The 16,262-nt window shown below is 38.0% G+C and carries 14 protein-coding genes; all 14 read right to left on the bottom strand.

All coding sequences use genetic code 11. The features are described 5' to 3' along the window. Nucleotides 1–75 precede the first annotated feature (75 nt). Entirely contained in the window at nt 76–2,313 is a 2,238-nt protein-coding gene (locus tag N480_RS21050; RefSeq protein WP_063374523.1) for a polysaccharide biosynthesis tyrosine autokinase, read from the bottom strand. Between the two features lie 14 nt (nt 2,314–2,327). Then, on the bottom strand, nt 2,328–2,762 hold the full coding sequence (locus N480_RS21045; protein ID WP_063374404.1) for a low molecular weight protein-tyrosine-phosphatase: 435 nt from the start codon (nt 2,760–2,762) through the stop codon (nt 2,328–2,330). Between the two features lie 15 nt (nt 2,763–2,777). After that, nucleotides 2,778–3,899, bottom strand: a complete 1,122-nt coding sequence (locus tag N480_RS21040; protein ID WP_063374403.1) for a polysaccharide export protein — start codon at nt 3,897–3,899, stop codon at nt 2,778–2,780. A 690-nt stretch (nt 3,900–4,589) separates the two neighbouring features. Continuing rightward, nucleotides 4,590–5,756, bottom strand: coding sequence for a nucleotide sugar dehydrogenase (locus N480_RS21035; protein WP_063374402.1), 1,167 nt, complete (start codon nt 5,754–5,756; stop codon nt 4,590–4,592). 403 nt (nt 5,757–6,159) lie between these two features. Then, nucleotides 6,160–7,599: a phosphomannomutase gene (locus N480_RS21030; RefSeq protein WP_063374401.1), complete on the bottom strand. Its 1,440-nt coding sequence runs from the start codon at nt 7,597–7,599 to the stop codon at nt 6,160–6,162. Then, nucleotides 7,599–9,008 carry a mannose-1-phosphate guanylyltransferase/mannose-6-phosphate isomerase gene (locus N480_RS21025; RefSeq protein ID WP_063374400.1) on the bottom strand — a complete coding sequence of 470 codons (1,410 nt, stop codon included), beginning with the start codon at nt 9,006–9,008 and terminating at the stop codon, nt 7,599–7,601. The genes N480_RS21030 and N480_RS21025 overlap by 1 nt, the downstream gene beginning before the upstream one ends. A gap of 7 nt (nt 9,009–9,015) precedes the next feature. After that, the gene (locus tag N480_RS21020; RefSeq protein ID WP_063374399.1) at nt 9,016–10,038 is read right to left on the bottom strand and encodes a glycosyltransferase; all 1,023 of its coding nucleotides are present in this window, start codon (nt 10,036–10,038) and stop codon (nt 9,016–9,018) included. Then, entirely contained in the window at nt 10,028–10,888 is an 861-nt protein-coding gene (locus tag N480_RS21015) for a hypothetical protein (protein WP_063374398.1), read from the bottom strand. The genes N480_RS21020 and N480_RS21015 overlap by 11 nt, the downstream gene beginning before the upstream one ends. Further along, nucleotides 10,860–11,960, bottom strand: coding sequence for a hypothetical protein (locus N480_RS21010; protein ID WP_063374397.1), 1,101 nt, complete (start codon nt 11,958–11,960; stop codon nt 10,860–10,862). Before N480_RS21010 ends, N480_RS21015 begins: the two co-directional genes overlap by 29 nt. 23 nt (nt 11,961–11,983) lie before the next feature. After that, nucleotides 11,984–12,847, bottom strand: coding sequence for a polysaccharide pyruvyl transferase family protein (locus N480_RS21005; RefSeq protein ID WP_063374396.1), 864 nt, complete (start codon nt 12,845–12,847; stop codon nt 11,984–11,986). Continuing rightward, nucleotides 12,844–13,350, bottom strand: a complete 507-nt coding sequence (locus N480_RS21000) for an acyltransferase (protein ID WP_063374395.1) — start codon at nt 13,348–13,350, stop codon at nt 12,844–12,846. Before N480_RS21000 ends, N480_RS21005 begins: the two co-directional genes overlap by 4 nt. Continuing rightward, nucleotides 13,343–14,380, bottom strand: a complete 1,038-nt coding sequence (locus N480_RS20995) for a hypothetical protein (RefSeq protein ID WP_063374394.1) — start codon at nt 14,378–14,380, stop codon at nt 13,343–13,345. The genes N480_RS21000 and N480_RS20995 overlap by 8 nt, the downstream gene beginning before the upstream one ends. Continuing rightward, the gene (locus N480_RS20990; protein ID WP_081228076.1) at nt 14,377–15,336 is read right to left on the bottom strand and encodes a sugar transferase; all 960 of its coding nucleotides are present in this window, start codon (nt 15,334–15,336) and stop codon (nt 14,377–14,379) included. Before N480_RS20990 ends, N480_RS20995 begins: the two co-directional genes overlap by 4 nt. A gap of 41 nt (nt 15,337–15,377) precedes the next feature. Further along, the gene (locus N480_RS20985) at nt 15,378–16,256 is read right to left on the bottom strand and encodes a hypothetical protein (RefSeq protein WP_063374393.1); all 879 of its coding nucleotides are present in this window, start codon (nt 16,254–16,256) and stop codon (nt 15,378–15,380) included. Nucleotides 16,257–16,262 lie beyond the last annotated feature (6 nt).

Below are 16,262 nucleotides of genomic sequence, written 5' to 3'. Positions count from 1 at the left end.
CTTTTCTCAAGAGATGGGCCTCTGAAGGTGTTCAGAGTAGCCCATACTCATAAACGATTAGCTTGTAACGCTTTCTTATTTATCAGATTTATATTCGTAATTGTAATAGCCATAGTATCCATAGGCATTACTCGCTTTTTTCACAACGCCATTAAATACAACACCTTTTACATCAATACCGTTTTGCTCAAAGCGGTTACGTGTTACTTCCAACTCTTTGGCATGGTTTTGTCCAAAGCGTGTAACCAATAGGGTACTCCCTGCATGAGCACTCACAATCGCAGGATCGGTAACAGCAAGGATTGGTGGTGTATCGATAATCACCAAGTCATACTTTGCACTCACTTCTGCAACTAACTTAGAGAAGTTTTCATGCATTAACAGCTCAGATGGATTCGGTGGGATTTGCCCACGCGTCATTACATCTAACCCTGCTACCTGACTCTGTTTTGTAGCTTGCTCAAGTGTAATTCGGCCAGAAAGGTAATCGCTTAGACCATCGTCCCAATTCATACCAAATTGAGTCTGCAAGTAACCCTTACGCATATCCGCGTCGATAATGAGCACTTTCTTTTCACTTTGGGCAAGTACTGTCGCTAGGTTTACGGAAATAAACGATTTACCAACACCAGGGCTTGGGCCTGATATCGCAATTACATTATTTTTTGCTTCCATCATTGCAAAGTGCAAGCTTGTGCGAAGACTTCTCAGCGCTTCAATAGAAAGGTCTGCAGGGTTATCTACAGCTAATATAGATTTTGCTTTTGCCGTTTTGCCTTTGCGCGCTTTTGCAAAGCCAGTCAATTTAACTTGATACTCTGAATACGGTACGCTTGCATAAACAGGTAATCCGAGCGCTTCAATCTCACTTGGATCCTCAATCCCCTTATGCATAGCCTTTTGAATCAATACAATAGCTACGGCCAACATGCCACCTAGCATTGTCGCCATAATAACAATCAACGCTTTTTGTGGTTTTACAGGTTTCGAGATATTGACTTCAGCAAAATCAATAACGCGCACATTGCCCACTGTGCCCGCACGAACAATGTCTAATTCTTGGGTTTTTGCGAGTAGCAATGTATAGATTTCATTGTTTACTTCTACATCTCTGGTAAGTCTCAACAATTCTTGTTGTGTTTCAGGAAGCACTTGAACCTCAGCTGCCAATCGGCGCTTTTGGTTTTCAACGGCTTCTATTTGCTCAACCGCAGCCTGATAGCTTGGGTGACTCTGCTTGAATTTACGGCCAAGCTCTAGCTTCTTAAGCTCTAACTCTTGTAATTGAGTTTCTAACTTCACTAACTGCTTAAGTACACCTTCAGTTTCGAGGGTGATATCAACTGATTGTTGTTTTACTTGATAGTCGTTAAAACGCTGTTCAGCAGCTTCTAGTTGTTTTTTGACCTGAGGGAGTTGATACTCCAAAAATTCCAATGATTTTTGTGCTTCTGCACTGTTTCGCTCTACGTTGTGACGTACATAAATACTTGCTACTTTGTTTAACACGATTTGCGCGTAATCTGCATTCTCATTTTGTAGGCTCAAATTGATAATACCGGAATCTTTGCCTTTCTCACCCGCTGCGATGGTCGTTTGCAAATCCAAAATAGTATTTAAACGATCATGCTTAACTAAAACAAACTCCGTCTCTGGTCGTGCATGCAAGGTTTTGATCGTCAGAGTAAATGAACCATTTGAAACTTCGTCGCCAACCTTGCCTTTTAAAACGCTATCGCCGTTTCCGTTGAATAGCTCAAATCGTTCGTTACCTAGAGCAACTAGTACAAACTCAGTTTCAATTGCACTTTTCGGTACTTCAAACTTGAATACTTCAACCTTTTCACCACCCCACGCATAACTGCTAGCACCAAAACTAGGCTCCGCCAATTCACCCTCTTGCATCGGGGTAAACTTACGGAAAGAACGACCCCCAATAATAGGAAATAGCTTGGGCTCAACCACAATATCAAGCTTTAGACTATCTACAGCCTCACCGATAATGCTACGAGATTTAAGTAGTTCAATTTCGGTCACAGCAGCTGATGTCGTCTCAAATATGCCGCCTAATTCGTCAAAACCAGGAACCGAACCACCTTTTTCTTCAACTTGGATCATTGCGGTAGCTTGATAAACTGGCGTGCTAAATATCATTACCGCTACACCAATTATCATAAACAGCGCAGTGAAGCCGACAATAAACAGTTTTCGGTCAAGCAAAGCGCCAAACAATGCCATTAAATCGATTTCTTGCGCTTGTTGTGAGGTTTGCTTCTGTTGCACACCATTTGCTAGGTTTGATTGAGCATTCATTGACTCTTTCATCCTTATAAATACTTCTGCCAAGCGCCACAAGCGCTATCGATTAATTCGTATACATGCTCAAAGGCTTCTTTACTTTGGCGGTAGGGATCTGGAATTTCTTTATCACCAAGCCACTTACCCAATAAGAATGTTTTTCCGCGCGCTTGCGGATACCGATTACACAAATCAGTTAAGTGTCGCTCTTCCATTACAAGGATGACTGAATTACTGGCAATAAGCTGAGAGGTAAGTTGACGCCCTTGGTGTTCATTCATTTCAATACCATGGCTGCTCGCAATTTCGCGCGCCATTGGGTCAGCTGGTTTACCTTCTAACGCAGTTAAACCTGCGGATGAAACATTAATTTTGGTTTCTTTCAATTTATGTTTCAACACGTACTCAGCCGTTGGACTTCTGCAAATATTCCCAGCGCAGACAACCAATATACTATCAAACATTATACGGATACCTATTTATTGATTATCAATGTCTTGGATTGCATCTACCGTTGAAAGCGACGGAAGTAACAGGCTAATAACTTTGTTCCAGCGAGCAATTGGTGCACTGGTCACATAGACAATGTCTTGCGGCTCTAACTCAAATTGTTCAGCGAACACAAGCGCAGCTATATTATTAGCTCTTAACTGATATACATCTGCGATGACACCATCTTGTTCAAGATCTCTTTTTCTCAATACAAAAATACCGTTAGCATCCGCAATACGCTCGTTAATGCCTCCAGCTTCAGATAAAGCTTCAGCTAGGTTTAAGCCATAACGGTTTACCTCAACAGTGCCAACTTTGTTGACTTCTCCCATTACGTATACATTACGCTTATCATTGCGGGATACATGGATCACATCACCATGCTTTAATAATCGGTTTTGGGAGATATCCCCTTTTGCGTAAAAGCTATCGAGCTCAATATGCTCTACCTTATCGCCACGTGTAAAAGTCACTACCTGCCAATCAGCTCGCTCTGTTAAACCACCAGCTAAATTGATAGCGTCAATAAGGGTAAGAGGTGTTTCACGAATAGGGTAGACACCCGGTTTGGTTACTTCACCAGTCACGTAAGCTTTTTGACTTCTAAATCCAACAACTTTGACATCAATTTGCGGATCTTCAATCACTCGGCTCAAGCGTTTTACTAATTCTTCTCTCAGTTCAGCAACTGTCTTTCCAGCAGCTGGTACTTTTGGTGCATATGCATATGTTATGGTGCCATCGGCTTGAACACGGAAGCCATCAAATTCCGCAGTTCTTTGCACGGCCGCAGGTATAGTTAACTCAGGGTGATCCCAAACACCAACAGTGATTACATCACCCACTCCCAGCTTATATTCATAATCTGACAGTTCTAAGCCTTTAGACTGGTGCTGTTTAACTTGGTGGTTTTGGTTTTTGTGCTGTTTAATTAATGTAGAATCTATAAGCTGGATATTAACTTTTGAAAGATCTTGCTCCAAGCTTGTTGTTTTATCACCTGACGTAATTCCTTCGTAATGCCCACCTGGGATTAAGGTGCAGCCACTCATTACCAAAATACATGCAGCAGCAGAAGTGGCAATGAAATTTTTACAGCGTTGGGCCATTTGTTATTCCTAAATATTTTAATACTTATTCTTACTATCTGAGTTGTTTTCAACTAAGAAACATAAGTCCTACTTATGCGATGGCTAATTAAAGCATGCGATGAAATCAATCGCAAGTTTACATTGCGTTAATGTTACATGAGTTTTACTAAAGATTTGTTGCAATAGCCATGCAAATAAATCCTAACTAAAATACGCTTGATTTACATGAAAAAATCTCGATTAGTACCAATTTTTATACACCTTTTAGGGGGGTTATTTATCACATACTGCTGGTTTTCTGATCTCAACATCTGAAAAGATAATTGCAAAATTCAAACTAACCGTGAATTGTAATTTATTGCACCACAAACCAAATAGCCAACTGATGAATAGCTCATTGATTTCGAGAAAAATTTGATGAATTCTCTACAGTAGCAGCAGCAAAAGTAGAGGTATTTTGAATTGTTTTCATACTGTTCCTTGTATCTTTATTTAGAAATCTCCCTAACCTCAAATATTATACAGAATAATTTTTCCATCGCCAATCATAAACAGCTGTTGCGAGATACAAAACATCAGAATTAATACTGACCCTATTAATATAACTAAAAACATGACCAGCAGAGGTCGGAGAACAAGTTTCCATAAAAGAAACAGTATATAGACTGGCAGGTATGCATGGATGCTTATGACACCCCAAAATACTTATCAGTCCTTACCAAATAAGTCTCGTGTATAGACTTTATACTCAACATCCTCTAAATCCTGAGACATTCTGTTCGTCACTATAATATCTGCCTCCTGCTTCAACTGCGCTAAGTTAGTAATGACCCTTGAATTAAAAAACCTCTCTTCGCGATACGTTGGTTCATAGATGATCACTTCAATTCCTTTTGCTTTAATTCGCTTCATAACACCTTGAATGGCAGAAGCTCTGAAATTATCTGAACCAGATTTCATGACTAATCGATGTATTCCAACAACCTTTGGTTGCCTCTTTAATATCGACTCGGCCACAAAGTCTTTTCTGGTTCTATTTGCATCAACAATAGCACCGATGATATTGCTTGGCACATCTTGGTAGTTTGCCACCAGCTGTTTAGTATCTTTAGGTAGGCAATATCCACCATAACCAAATGAAGGGTTGTTATAATGATCGCCTATTCTTGGGTCTAGCCCTACTCCCTTGATAATTTCGCGTGTATTTAGCTGATGTGCTTCTGAGTAACTATCTAACTCGTTAAAATAAGCGATCCGCATTGCCAAATAAGTATTTGAAAACAGTTTCACTGCCTCAGCTTCTGTAGAGCCGGTAAACAAAGTTTCCACATCCTTTTTCTTTGCACCATGTGACATCAGCTCAGCAAAATGATGAGCCTTCTGACTTTTGCTGCCTACAATAATTCTCGAGGGATATAGGTTGTCATGAAGAGCTTTACCCTCTCTTAGAAATTCAGGCGAAAAGATTATCTGTTCAGATTGGTATTTATGTTGTAGCCCAAGCGTATAGCCGACAGGCACTGTAGACTTTATTATTATGTGTGCAGCAGGATTAATCGAGATAATATCTTCAATAACCGCCTCAACTGAAGTTGTGTTAAAGCAATTTGTTATTGGATCGTAATTGGTCGGGGTAGCGACTATCACGAACTCTGCATGTGAAAATGCTTCAACTTTATCAGAGGTTGCAGCGAGCCGTAATTTCGAACTTTTCAGGTACTCACTAATATCTTCGTCTAGAATTGGCGATATGCCATTATTTATCGCACTGACTTTACTTTCATCGATATCGAAAGCCATGACTTCATTGTGCTGGGCCAACAATACTGCATTGGAAAGCCCTACATAGCCTATTCCTGCAACCGCTATTTTCATTTACTTTTCCCTGCCTGCCATTTAGTAGACTAAGCTTCAACGTCCCATCAGAGGCGACATTAAATTTTCGAATTAAGCTAACAAGGACATAATGAAGGGGAAAAATGTCAGAAATTTTAAAGTTAGAGGAAATTACGATTGAGAGTTAAACAGTTACTAGCCTGAACTCCCGCAGACTATTCAAAAGCGGCTATCAACAACGACCAAGCGTTGATAAGAATATGTTTTGTAACAACAGGCTGAGTTCAAGAAAACCAAATCGAGCTACGACTTCTTACTATTCCATGCATCCATTTAAAGTACGTCAACTTACACATTACCTCTAAAGGGAATAGGTTAAAGGGGTTGATAAAAATACTTTATCAACCCCTAGTAAGCCATAAACCGCTCGATTTAATTAATATTAAGCGATAGAGAGCGCTTTGAGCGTTTTAAGCGCAAGTTCAACCAAATTTTCTGCTCGTTCTTGCGTATCAGCTTCAGCATAACATCTTAGTTCAGGTGCATTACCTGACGGTCTGAAGTGAACTATCTCATTACTTGTGAAGACCATTCTGTATCCATCTATTTCACTAGATGATTCTAGAGTTCCTTCAATAGACAGCTCTTCTTGAAGTTTGCCCCTCATATCTTCTGAATTAGCAAACTTATCTATCAAAGAAAGGCTAATTTCCCTCGGAAATTCCTTAATTCGGTCGCTTGCAGTGAACCGACGAGGAAGTTCTGCAATCAGTTCACTAATTCCCGATTGATTGGACCAAGCTTCATTGAAAAGCACGAGAGCCGGTAATACGGCATCTCTCGTTGGCAATGCATGGAATACACCGCCTCCGTAGTTACAATCTGTTCCTAACAAAAAACCTCCATTGGCTTCAAAGCCAGCATAAGGTTTTAAGTTTTCATCTTGCTCACCAAACGCTTCAATAACATATGGAGAACCAATTTTAGTTCGCACTACTTTTTCAAAAGCATCAGATAACTCAATGGCAGTATTGCAACTGACAGGAGTTGCCAGCAGCTTTGCTTTCAAATATTTTGCAGTAGCTAGGCCTAAAATGTCACCTCTAAGCCAATTACCAAACTCTTCAGCAATGAGAGGTCTATCCCCATCGCCGTCGGTCGAAAAAATGGCATCTAGATTTAGCTCTTTAGACCAATTCAAAGCCTTGCTCTTATCTTCATCAGAGACTGCTTCAGTATCAATCGGCACAAATTGGTCACTTCTTCCCAAAGAGATCACTTCTGCACCAAGTGATTCAAATATTTTTTTATAAATATCTCGTCCCGCACTTGAATGCTCATATATACCCAACCTTTTTCCAGAAAATGGTTTATTTGGGAAGTGTTGTGTATATCTCTCTATGTACAAATTAGTTGCGCTGTGCAATATATCCAGTTCATCTTCACTATTTGGAACAGTAACACTCTCGTTGCAACTAATGATCTTAGCTTCATCAGCTTTTGAGATTTCACCATCAGGACGATAAAACTTTAATCCATTACGGTCAAAAGGGATATGACTACCCGTGACCATTATGCATGGCATGCGATTTTGAAGCGCGTAAAATGCGAGTGCAGGTGTTGGTAATACACCAAAAAACTCAGCTTCAAAGCCCAGATGTTTTACCATCGCAGAAATAGATTTAGCCATAGCATAACTGCTCGGACGATTGTCTATTGCTATCGCAACTCTCTGAAACGAGAATTCACCTTCCAACGCTTTAATAAAAGCGACAGTAAACGCATAGCAAGCTTGAGGCGTAAATTGCTCAACTAAACCTCTCGCACCACTTGTCCCAAACTCAATTCCGCTTTGCTTAATTAATTGACTCGCGTTGGTCATTATTTAACTCTTCCGTATCTATCTTCGAAACGAACAATATCATCTTCACCTAAGTAAGTACCTGATTGAACCTCGATCAGCTCTAAATCTACCTTACCTGGGTTTTCCAAAGCATGTATTTCAGTTATTGGGATATATACAGACTCATTCTCAGTAACGAATTGTTCTTTGTCACCAATTAGTACTTTAGCCGTACCAGAAACAACAATCCAATGCTCAGCTCTGTGGTGATGCATTTGCACAGACAGCTTAGCACCAGGCTTTACTGTAATGCGTTTTACTTGAAAACGTTCACCACTATCAATAGAGTCATATTTACCCCAAGGTCGATATACTTCTCGATGGAATGTAACTTCTTGCCTTTCCTGCGCCTTCAGTTCGTTAACTATCAATTTCACATCTTGCGCTTTATTTTTGTCTGCAACTAATATGGCGTCCTTGGTATTAATGATAACAAGGTCTTCCACACCAACTGTAGCAACCAACTTGCCTTCGCCGTAAACCAATGTGTTCTTGGTTTCTTTTGATTTTACGTCCCCAAGAAATACGTTGCCATGAGCATCTTTCTCTTGAACATCCCACAGGGCAGAAAACCCGCCAACATCATTCCAGTCTGCATCCATAGGAACAACTACAGCATGTTTAGTGTGCTCCATTACAGCATAGTCTACTGACTCATCTGGGCATGACTCAAAGGCTTCTTTATCAATTCTAATAAAGTCAAGATCAGTACTGCTATTTTCAGAAGCAGCTACACAAGCTTTATAGATATCTGGGCGGTGTGCTTGTAGCTCACTTAAATATGCTGATGCCTTAAACATAAACATACCGCTATTCCAGTAATATTCACCCGATTCTAAATATTTTTTAGCTGTATCAAGATCTGGCTTTTCGACAAACTCTGCAACGTGGAAAGAATCTGTATTTACTGACTCTCCACGCTTAATGTACCCGTAACCTGTCTCAGGTTTATTCCCTACAATACCAAATGTTACGAGTTTGCCTGACTCAGCAAGAGGCTTTGCAGCTTCAACGCTTTTTGTAAATGCCTCTTGGTTGCCAATAACATGATCAGCAGCAAGTACAAGAAGTAGCGCATCTTCATTTTCTTTCGTCGCTTTTAATGCAGCTAGAGCAATTGCAGGAGCAGTATTTCGGCCGACAGGCTCAAGGAAAATACCACTATTTTGAGAGCTTATAGCTCTTAGTTGCTCAGCTGCGATAAAGCGATGTTCTTCGTTGCAAATCAGCATAGGCGCAGAGTGGTTGATGCCACTTAAACGAAGAACGGTTTGCTGTAACATTGTGTGCTCACCGCACAGCTTCAAGAACTGCTTTGGATAATTGCCCCTTGACAGTGGCCACAATCTTGTGCCAGAGCCTCCAGCCATGATCACTGGTAAAATCATAAATCACCTAATAATTATCTTTTAAACTTTCTAATAGCGCTTTGTATTGTCTTTCAAGCGCATTATCATCAAATTCCTTAAACTCGGATTCTACACCGCTCATAAAAAAGTCATAATTTTCATTTACATAATGCATTTTCTCTGTAAAGAGAGACGTATTTCCATGTTCAACTAAAATACCACTTACTCCATCATTGATATATTCGTGAAGTGCACCAACATCAAAAGCGACGACTGGCTTAGAATATGAATAAGAGTGTAAAATCACGCCGCTTTGAGTAGCAGAGTCATATGGTAATAATGTAGCTATAGCCCCCTTCAGTAGACCGTCAAGTTCTTGGTCAGAAATAAACCTATTTATAACTTCTACATTAGGTAATGCCTTCAACTCATCTATAGAATTGTCTTCGCCTCGTCCAGCAACGATGATCTTCTCAGGTAAACCTTTTTCATACATAGCTTTTGCAATACTAACCAAATGCCTGAGACCTTTATAAGGCTCAATTCTGCCAAAAAATAAATAGTATCCATCAGGCTGTGCTGGAGATTGCTTTTCAAAGCCTGACAACCTCAGCTGGTAAACTTTAGTGTCAGTATTCACTTTTGAAAAGGTAATGTAAGCACTCGCTAACACTTTATCGACGAATTTATTGTAGAGGAGTACATTTTTTTGCTGCTTGCCTTCATGAGGGTTCCAATCATGTATAGTAAAAACCAGCTTAATTCCACATATTTTACACAATACTGCTAATGGCAGATTTGAGATGTGTGCAGTATCAAAAACTACTGTATTGACTCTATTAAAAAGCAACTTAAAGACTACAATAAAGGCTAAAAACGAGTCGATAATAAGGCCAAAACTCAGACCTGAAACTTTTGACACTGAAGAGCAGCCGATATTCAGGTTGTTTGCAATTTCTTTATTTGCAAGGAAATAGGCTTCGTCTCTGAAATATTTAACCTTTTTGCTAAAGTACATTGCTAGGTCTGGGTTATTTGAATTGCATATAATAGCTGTTCTAGCGTTCATTTAATTTACCCCACATCTTACGTCTCAAATTATTCGGGATAAAAACTTTTCCCCCATTCTCAAGCCAGTCAACAACTTTAGTCTGAACACCAGCTTTTGGAGCTTCAATCATCACAAGTACATTAGAGTTAACAAACTTTGAAAAGTCGTCTATTTCCCCTTTATAGTTCACTTTTAGATGACTGGGCAATAACTCACCATGACGTCCAAAAAAGCGAATATTTGGATATACCTCTTGAAGGTTTTCTGCCATTTCAATATTTCTCACATTGTTGAAGGCTCCGAAAAAGCAAATATCCATCCCATCAAATTCACTTAAAAACTGCTCATTTTTCACCGTATGTGTAAACAATGTACTTTTACTGAAAATCGCATTGCGCTTTTTACGATTTAATAACCTGCTCTCAGTCATTGAAAGACAAATAACTAAGTTATTTCCTAATCCCTTAAACTCAAAGAGTTTCAATACGAGGAATTGATGGTAAAAAATAGCTTTTTTTAAAAAGCTTTTTGAAGCTTTAGCTTCTTCAAAATAATATAAAAGCTCAATATTGTGATATAAAACAGAGGTCTTACCAGGCAATAAAACCGATGGAAACAATGACCTAGAGATGCAAACTTCTGAACTTTGTTTTACAACGTTCAGCTTACTTAGAACACGAATAAACGTTATCGCACCATAAACACCCATAAAAGGTACAAAAGGGAGTGAGATAAATAACTGAACTAGATTAATTAACTTGCTAGGTGACTTTAAACTAATAATTTGAAAATCGTTTTTTTCTGCATAATTTTCATCAAATTTATAGCCAGCAGTTTTTTCAGGATGAGGAGACAGAATAACCTTCATTTTTCGGCATTAACTCATATATAACAAATATCACAAATAACATCAGACCAATCTGAAATGAAGCAGTATACAACCCTTCAATTGGCCCAAAAATACCCAAGAACAATAATGGGAAACATATCAACTTAAACTTATAAGAAAGCCTATTAAAAAACTTAACCAGTAAATATGAGTAAATTAGTGCGATGACACATGAAAGTATTGCACCTCCCCAGGTTCCAAAATATAGGAAATATTCACTCATAAAAAAGCCTGAGCTTTTAGAAGGCACAAATTTCTTATCATAAAAACACATAAACGCTCTTATATTAAAAACGAGCTCTTTATCAGAGTACAAAACTCTCGGTATTAACAAACCTATAGGGTTACTATACTCCAGCGAGTTTGCACAATGCTTATAGTTGAGCATTATCCCATTAAGTAATGATACATTCCGTTCAATTAGTTCAAATAGAAAGAATATAATAGCATCTCGGTTGACACCTCCGCCTGACTCTCTTAATACGGCTAAAATAGTCGATAACAAGATAGTCATGGAAAGAACTATAACAGTCTTTATACTTTTAAGTTTAACACCAAAAACTAACATGGTAAGTACCATATAGATAAGCAGGTAAAGTCTTGACCCCGTGAGCAACACACCAACCAAGGTAACAGCTATATAGAAATAGCTCTTTTTAACGTTACCAAGCGGCGATATTAATAAACACACGTTCAAAAGCAGCCAAATGATACCTAGAGAATGATGATTACTCGTTCTAAAATCGATTAAACTAGGCATTCCTTGCGCGACGTAAATACTAAGAATTAGCAGTGAAGATAAGATGCCTATAAACTTAATGTAAAGACTAGCACTTTTATCGTGTTGAAAACTCCAGTAAGTCGGTTTTAGCCTAGAGTATGCAAAGAGCAATATCATAGAATTTAGTATATAAACTGAATAAAACAATGGCTCTTTAAAATAAGGGACGACAGTAAGAGCAACCACTAAGTTACCAAAAGTCAAAAATGCAAAAAAGCCTGAAATTATTAGACTTACATCAACTTTAATTACTTCGGCATTAGTTTTCATTCTTCACTCTTTCAAATAAGTTGTTACGAAACCAATGTAAGAAGGCCACGTGTGTCCAACAGATCATTGATACCTTTCAACTTTTCACTAACACCAAATAAATAAACTGGTTTGTTATTAATTACTCCAGCAATCGCAACATGCAGCCTATCAGTGATTACACATTCTGACTCTGCAATAAGCTCTAGCACTTCTTTAAAAGAGCTATAATCAATGCAGTCATAACTACACCCCAAAGAGCTACATATCTCTTCTGACAGCCTCTTTTGAGACTCAGCCTGATATGGACTAGTTACTTGTACTACAGCTGGAGTACTAGATAAGTGTTTGAATACACTTTGCTTATCATTGAAAATTTGTAACGACTTATTTTTATCAACACTCACAAAAAGAAGTTGACGATTTGATTGCTTAGCTCCCTTATGAAACAACCCCTCGTTCAGGACTACAATGTCACCGGTCAGAGTCATGTCTTTGTTATGACGCTTATATGCCTCAAAGCTATCTTTATCTCTCGCTGATACATCATTAGCCAGCCAGCAAATATACTTTAGTGATAGCTTTTTAATTAAATTAACATCCCTCGATAAACCAACGGAAACAAAGGTCAATTTCGCGCCAGCGAGCTTCACCAAGGTGAATTCAATCAGCATAGAAATCAACATTGGAAAAGTTGTATCTTTATCAATAAATGTACCGCCTAGCCAAGTATAAGATTTTGCTCTTTTAAATAAATACGCAAGCCAAGTTAGGTAGCCTTTATTTTCTTTTGCTAGATTACGTACTTCATAATCCCCTTCGACATATTCTCCAGCACAAGCTAGAAACATATCATCTCCAAAATTTTTATTAGGGAAAAAGCCATTTACAATATTGACATCTCTCAAGATATACCACCAAACTTTTGAATTAAATACTGTTTTGCATCATCTGACTTCTCTAATGCTTTTATTACTTTTGCAGGGTTACCGGCAATTAACACATTGTCGGGGTAACTTCCTTTGAGAACGGACTTTGCTGCAACAACAGTATTATTACCGAGCTTTGTACCAGGTAATAACAACGAATCGTAACCAATCCAACAATCTTGCCCTATTTCTACACCTTTCATGATTATTTTTGGAGAATAAGGAACCCAATCCACATTATCATAATCATGATTATATGTAAGAATACAAACTTTAGGAGCCAATATAACGTTCTTTCCAAAATCAACACCACCACGTGCATCTATGAAGTTATCATCGTTGAGGTGCAAATACCCTTCGTGCTGGACTTTTCCTGGATAATAAAGGCGAATATTTTTACCTATATTAATAGTAAAATAGGATTTATCTATTCTCCTAAATTTTAAAGCATAAGAAATAAGCCTTGTTAAGTGCTTAAACATGCCCTCTCCTTAACCTAAAAATAACAAGCCCTACTGAGCTAAAGGTATAAATCTGAATTAAATTAAACTCAAAATACGAAAACAAAAACGCTAAAGACATGAGGCAAAATGCATCAACAGACATACTCTTATAATTATAATTCTTATGCATTTCTGCAGAGAAGTACGCGTAAATTAATTCTGAGCTAAAAAATATAATTATATATAAAAAGTATTTTAAATATGTATAACTAACAAAAAACTCTGTCACCAAGATAAAAGACAATAAAAAGCATGAGAAAACCAAACGATTAAAATAAATTTTAAAATTATATCTGATAATCATAACTACCAGTGTAGTTTTAAGGAACATAAGGCCAAACAGTATTCTTACAACTATCTGTTCTATACGTTCATTCTCATCAACCCCTTGTGTTATTGAAAACAAGCTCGGTATTTGCTGATATATAATTATGATTACGCTTGTTAAAAATGCAAAGTTAAAAACACTTTGACTCTCAGCTTTATTCCCAACTTTATCTAGCCCTACCAGTATAAATAAAGCTAACAAAACTGCTGAAACTATTGAAGATATATAATAGTCAACACTAAAAAACATGCATACAGCTCTAGGTACCACAAGTAACAGAGCCGCCAAGAAATATTTATATACTTTACCTTCTCTACGCAGCCTAAACTCATTAACATGAGCATAAACACAACCAAGAATCAAAGCGTAAAATATCTCTTCAAATTGTTTAACTTCAATTAGAAACTGAGACAAATATACAAGAAGAACAAACGAAAACTGAATTATCAGCTTCTGCTTTAATAATTCATGTGATGTACTCTCTTGATATTGAGCACCAAAGTTTAAAATAACAGCTGCAATATTAAAAATTGCTAGAGTAAATAAGTAATCAACAACTCGAGATTCAGTATCTAAACTAACTATAAAGATAGTTGTTAATAGAGGAATAACCCGTGGAATAAGATCAGCAATTGTTGAGAAAAGGACTTTTCGTCCTTTCCCCTTCAAAACATCAATCATCTACCCATACCAAAAAGTACGACTTTGACTGTTTTTAACAATATCTTGAAATCACTTCTTAAAGAATGGTGTTTAATATAATAAATATCGTATTTATGCTTCCAAACGGCATCCTCTATAGAGTCACCATAAGGATACGAAACCTGAGCTAACCCTGTAATACCAGGTTTGACTGAATGTCTGAATCTGTAGTAGGAGATTTCCTTTTCAAGGTCACATATAAACACTTCACGTTCTGGTCTAGGGCCAACAAGTGACATTTCTCCTCTCAAAACGTTCACAAACTGAGGGAGTTCGTCTATACGTGTTTTGCGTATAAATTTTCCAACCTTAGTTACGCGAGGATCATTCTTCTGAGCCCATTGAGCCTTCCCATTCTCTGCATTGTTAACCATTGAACGAAACTTAAGAACCTCGAACTCTTGGTTAAACTGCCCAACCCTTAGTTGCTTATATATAACACGTCCAGGGCTTTCAAGCCTAATAGCAATGGCAACAAGTAACATAATAGGGAGTAAGAAGATAAGAGCAGTTAAAGAGACTACGATATCCAATACACGCTTAATTTTCTGGTTTCTCTGAGTAGAGAGAATCGAAAACGCCTTTTGATGCAAAAAGTAACCACTGTTCAGAAGCTTAACTTCAGTGTACTTGTTTCGAGCATCTAAGTAGCTTACCAAAGGCTCTACCCATGCGCCGTACTCCATAGCACGAATTAAGAACTGTTTTTGCTCACTTGAAAGCGCGGCACTGTGATAGTGACAAATGACCTTTCGGCCTATTGCTTTAACGTCATAGTCATTGATTGCTACATCAAAATCATAATCTTTAGTACAATTTAGTACTTCTTCTACCGCTGATTCTGGGCAATATAAGTATATAATATCAGGCTTCAAAGCCTGCCTTCTTGAGCGAAAGGATTTGTTCAAGTAGTACTTGATATCTTGATTATCCATTTTTACTTCATCTAGGTGCATTTCTGAATTCGTTCTGTGCATTATTGATTCACCCCTTTAAACTTTGCTCTCAATAACACAATAAAAACACCAAAACCTAGCCCAGCAAAAACCGATAGTATTGCCAATAACATGTAGTTCGGAAAAATGTGTTTTAACTTCAATACAGCTGGGTCCTCAATTGTAAAAATATAGTCACTGTGGACTCTAGCCATCATTTTTTTCTGCAACTCAGCCTCGACAAGCTTTAATAACGTCTGCCTCAGCTCAACGTTTTTCGTATTTACCAATTCTCTCTCAAGATACTCAATGCTAGAGTCGGCACTAAGAATAGCTTTTTGTTGCATCAACTCATTTAAGTCAGAAACAAGGTTTTCTAAGATTTCTTTTGCAACATAAGGAGACTTATGTGTAATTGCGATCGAGTAAAAATTACTTACGTTATCCTGAGCGACTTTTACCGAGTCCAAAAAGGCCTTCTTAATTTGAAAGATATTCGGTTCACCCTCAGCCCACCCATCAGTAGCTGAATACGCCTCGGTAAACGAGATTTCATTACTTTCCTTATCCCACTTTTTGACCGCTAGTAAATAAGGTGCATAACCATACATGTTCACAAACTGACCAATAAACTTTCGAGTTTTCATTATTTCTAAAGATTTATCAGCTTCATTAGTGGATTCTGCCCCGAAGCCAACCAATGCCCCCAAAGCCCCCATCTCACTAGGAAGCTCTAACGGATTATTACTGCTTCTTTCCGACAATAAAACTTGGGCTGAATACTCTTTTTCAACACCAAAATAAACGGCTAAATTAATTAGCAAAATTATTGGAAACGCAATGCTAATGATGTAGAACTTTTTATTCCAAATTAACTTGACTAAGGCTTGAAAGTCCACTTCGTTATTCTCTTTATTCATAATCGA

It is taken from the genome of Pseudoalteromonas luteoviolacea S2607 (genome assembly GCF_001625575.1).
GTDB lineage: Bacteria > Pseudomonadota > Gammaproteobacteria > Enterobacterales > Alteromonadaceae > Pseudoalteromonas > Pseudoalteromonas luteoviolacea_E.
This window is presented reverse-complemented; position numbering and strand designations above follow the sequence as displayed.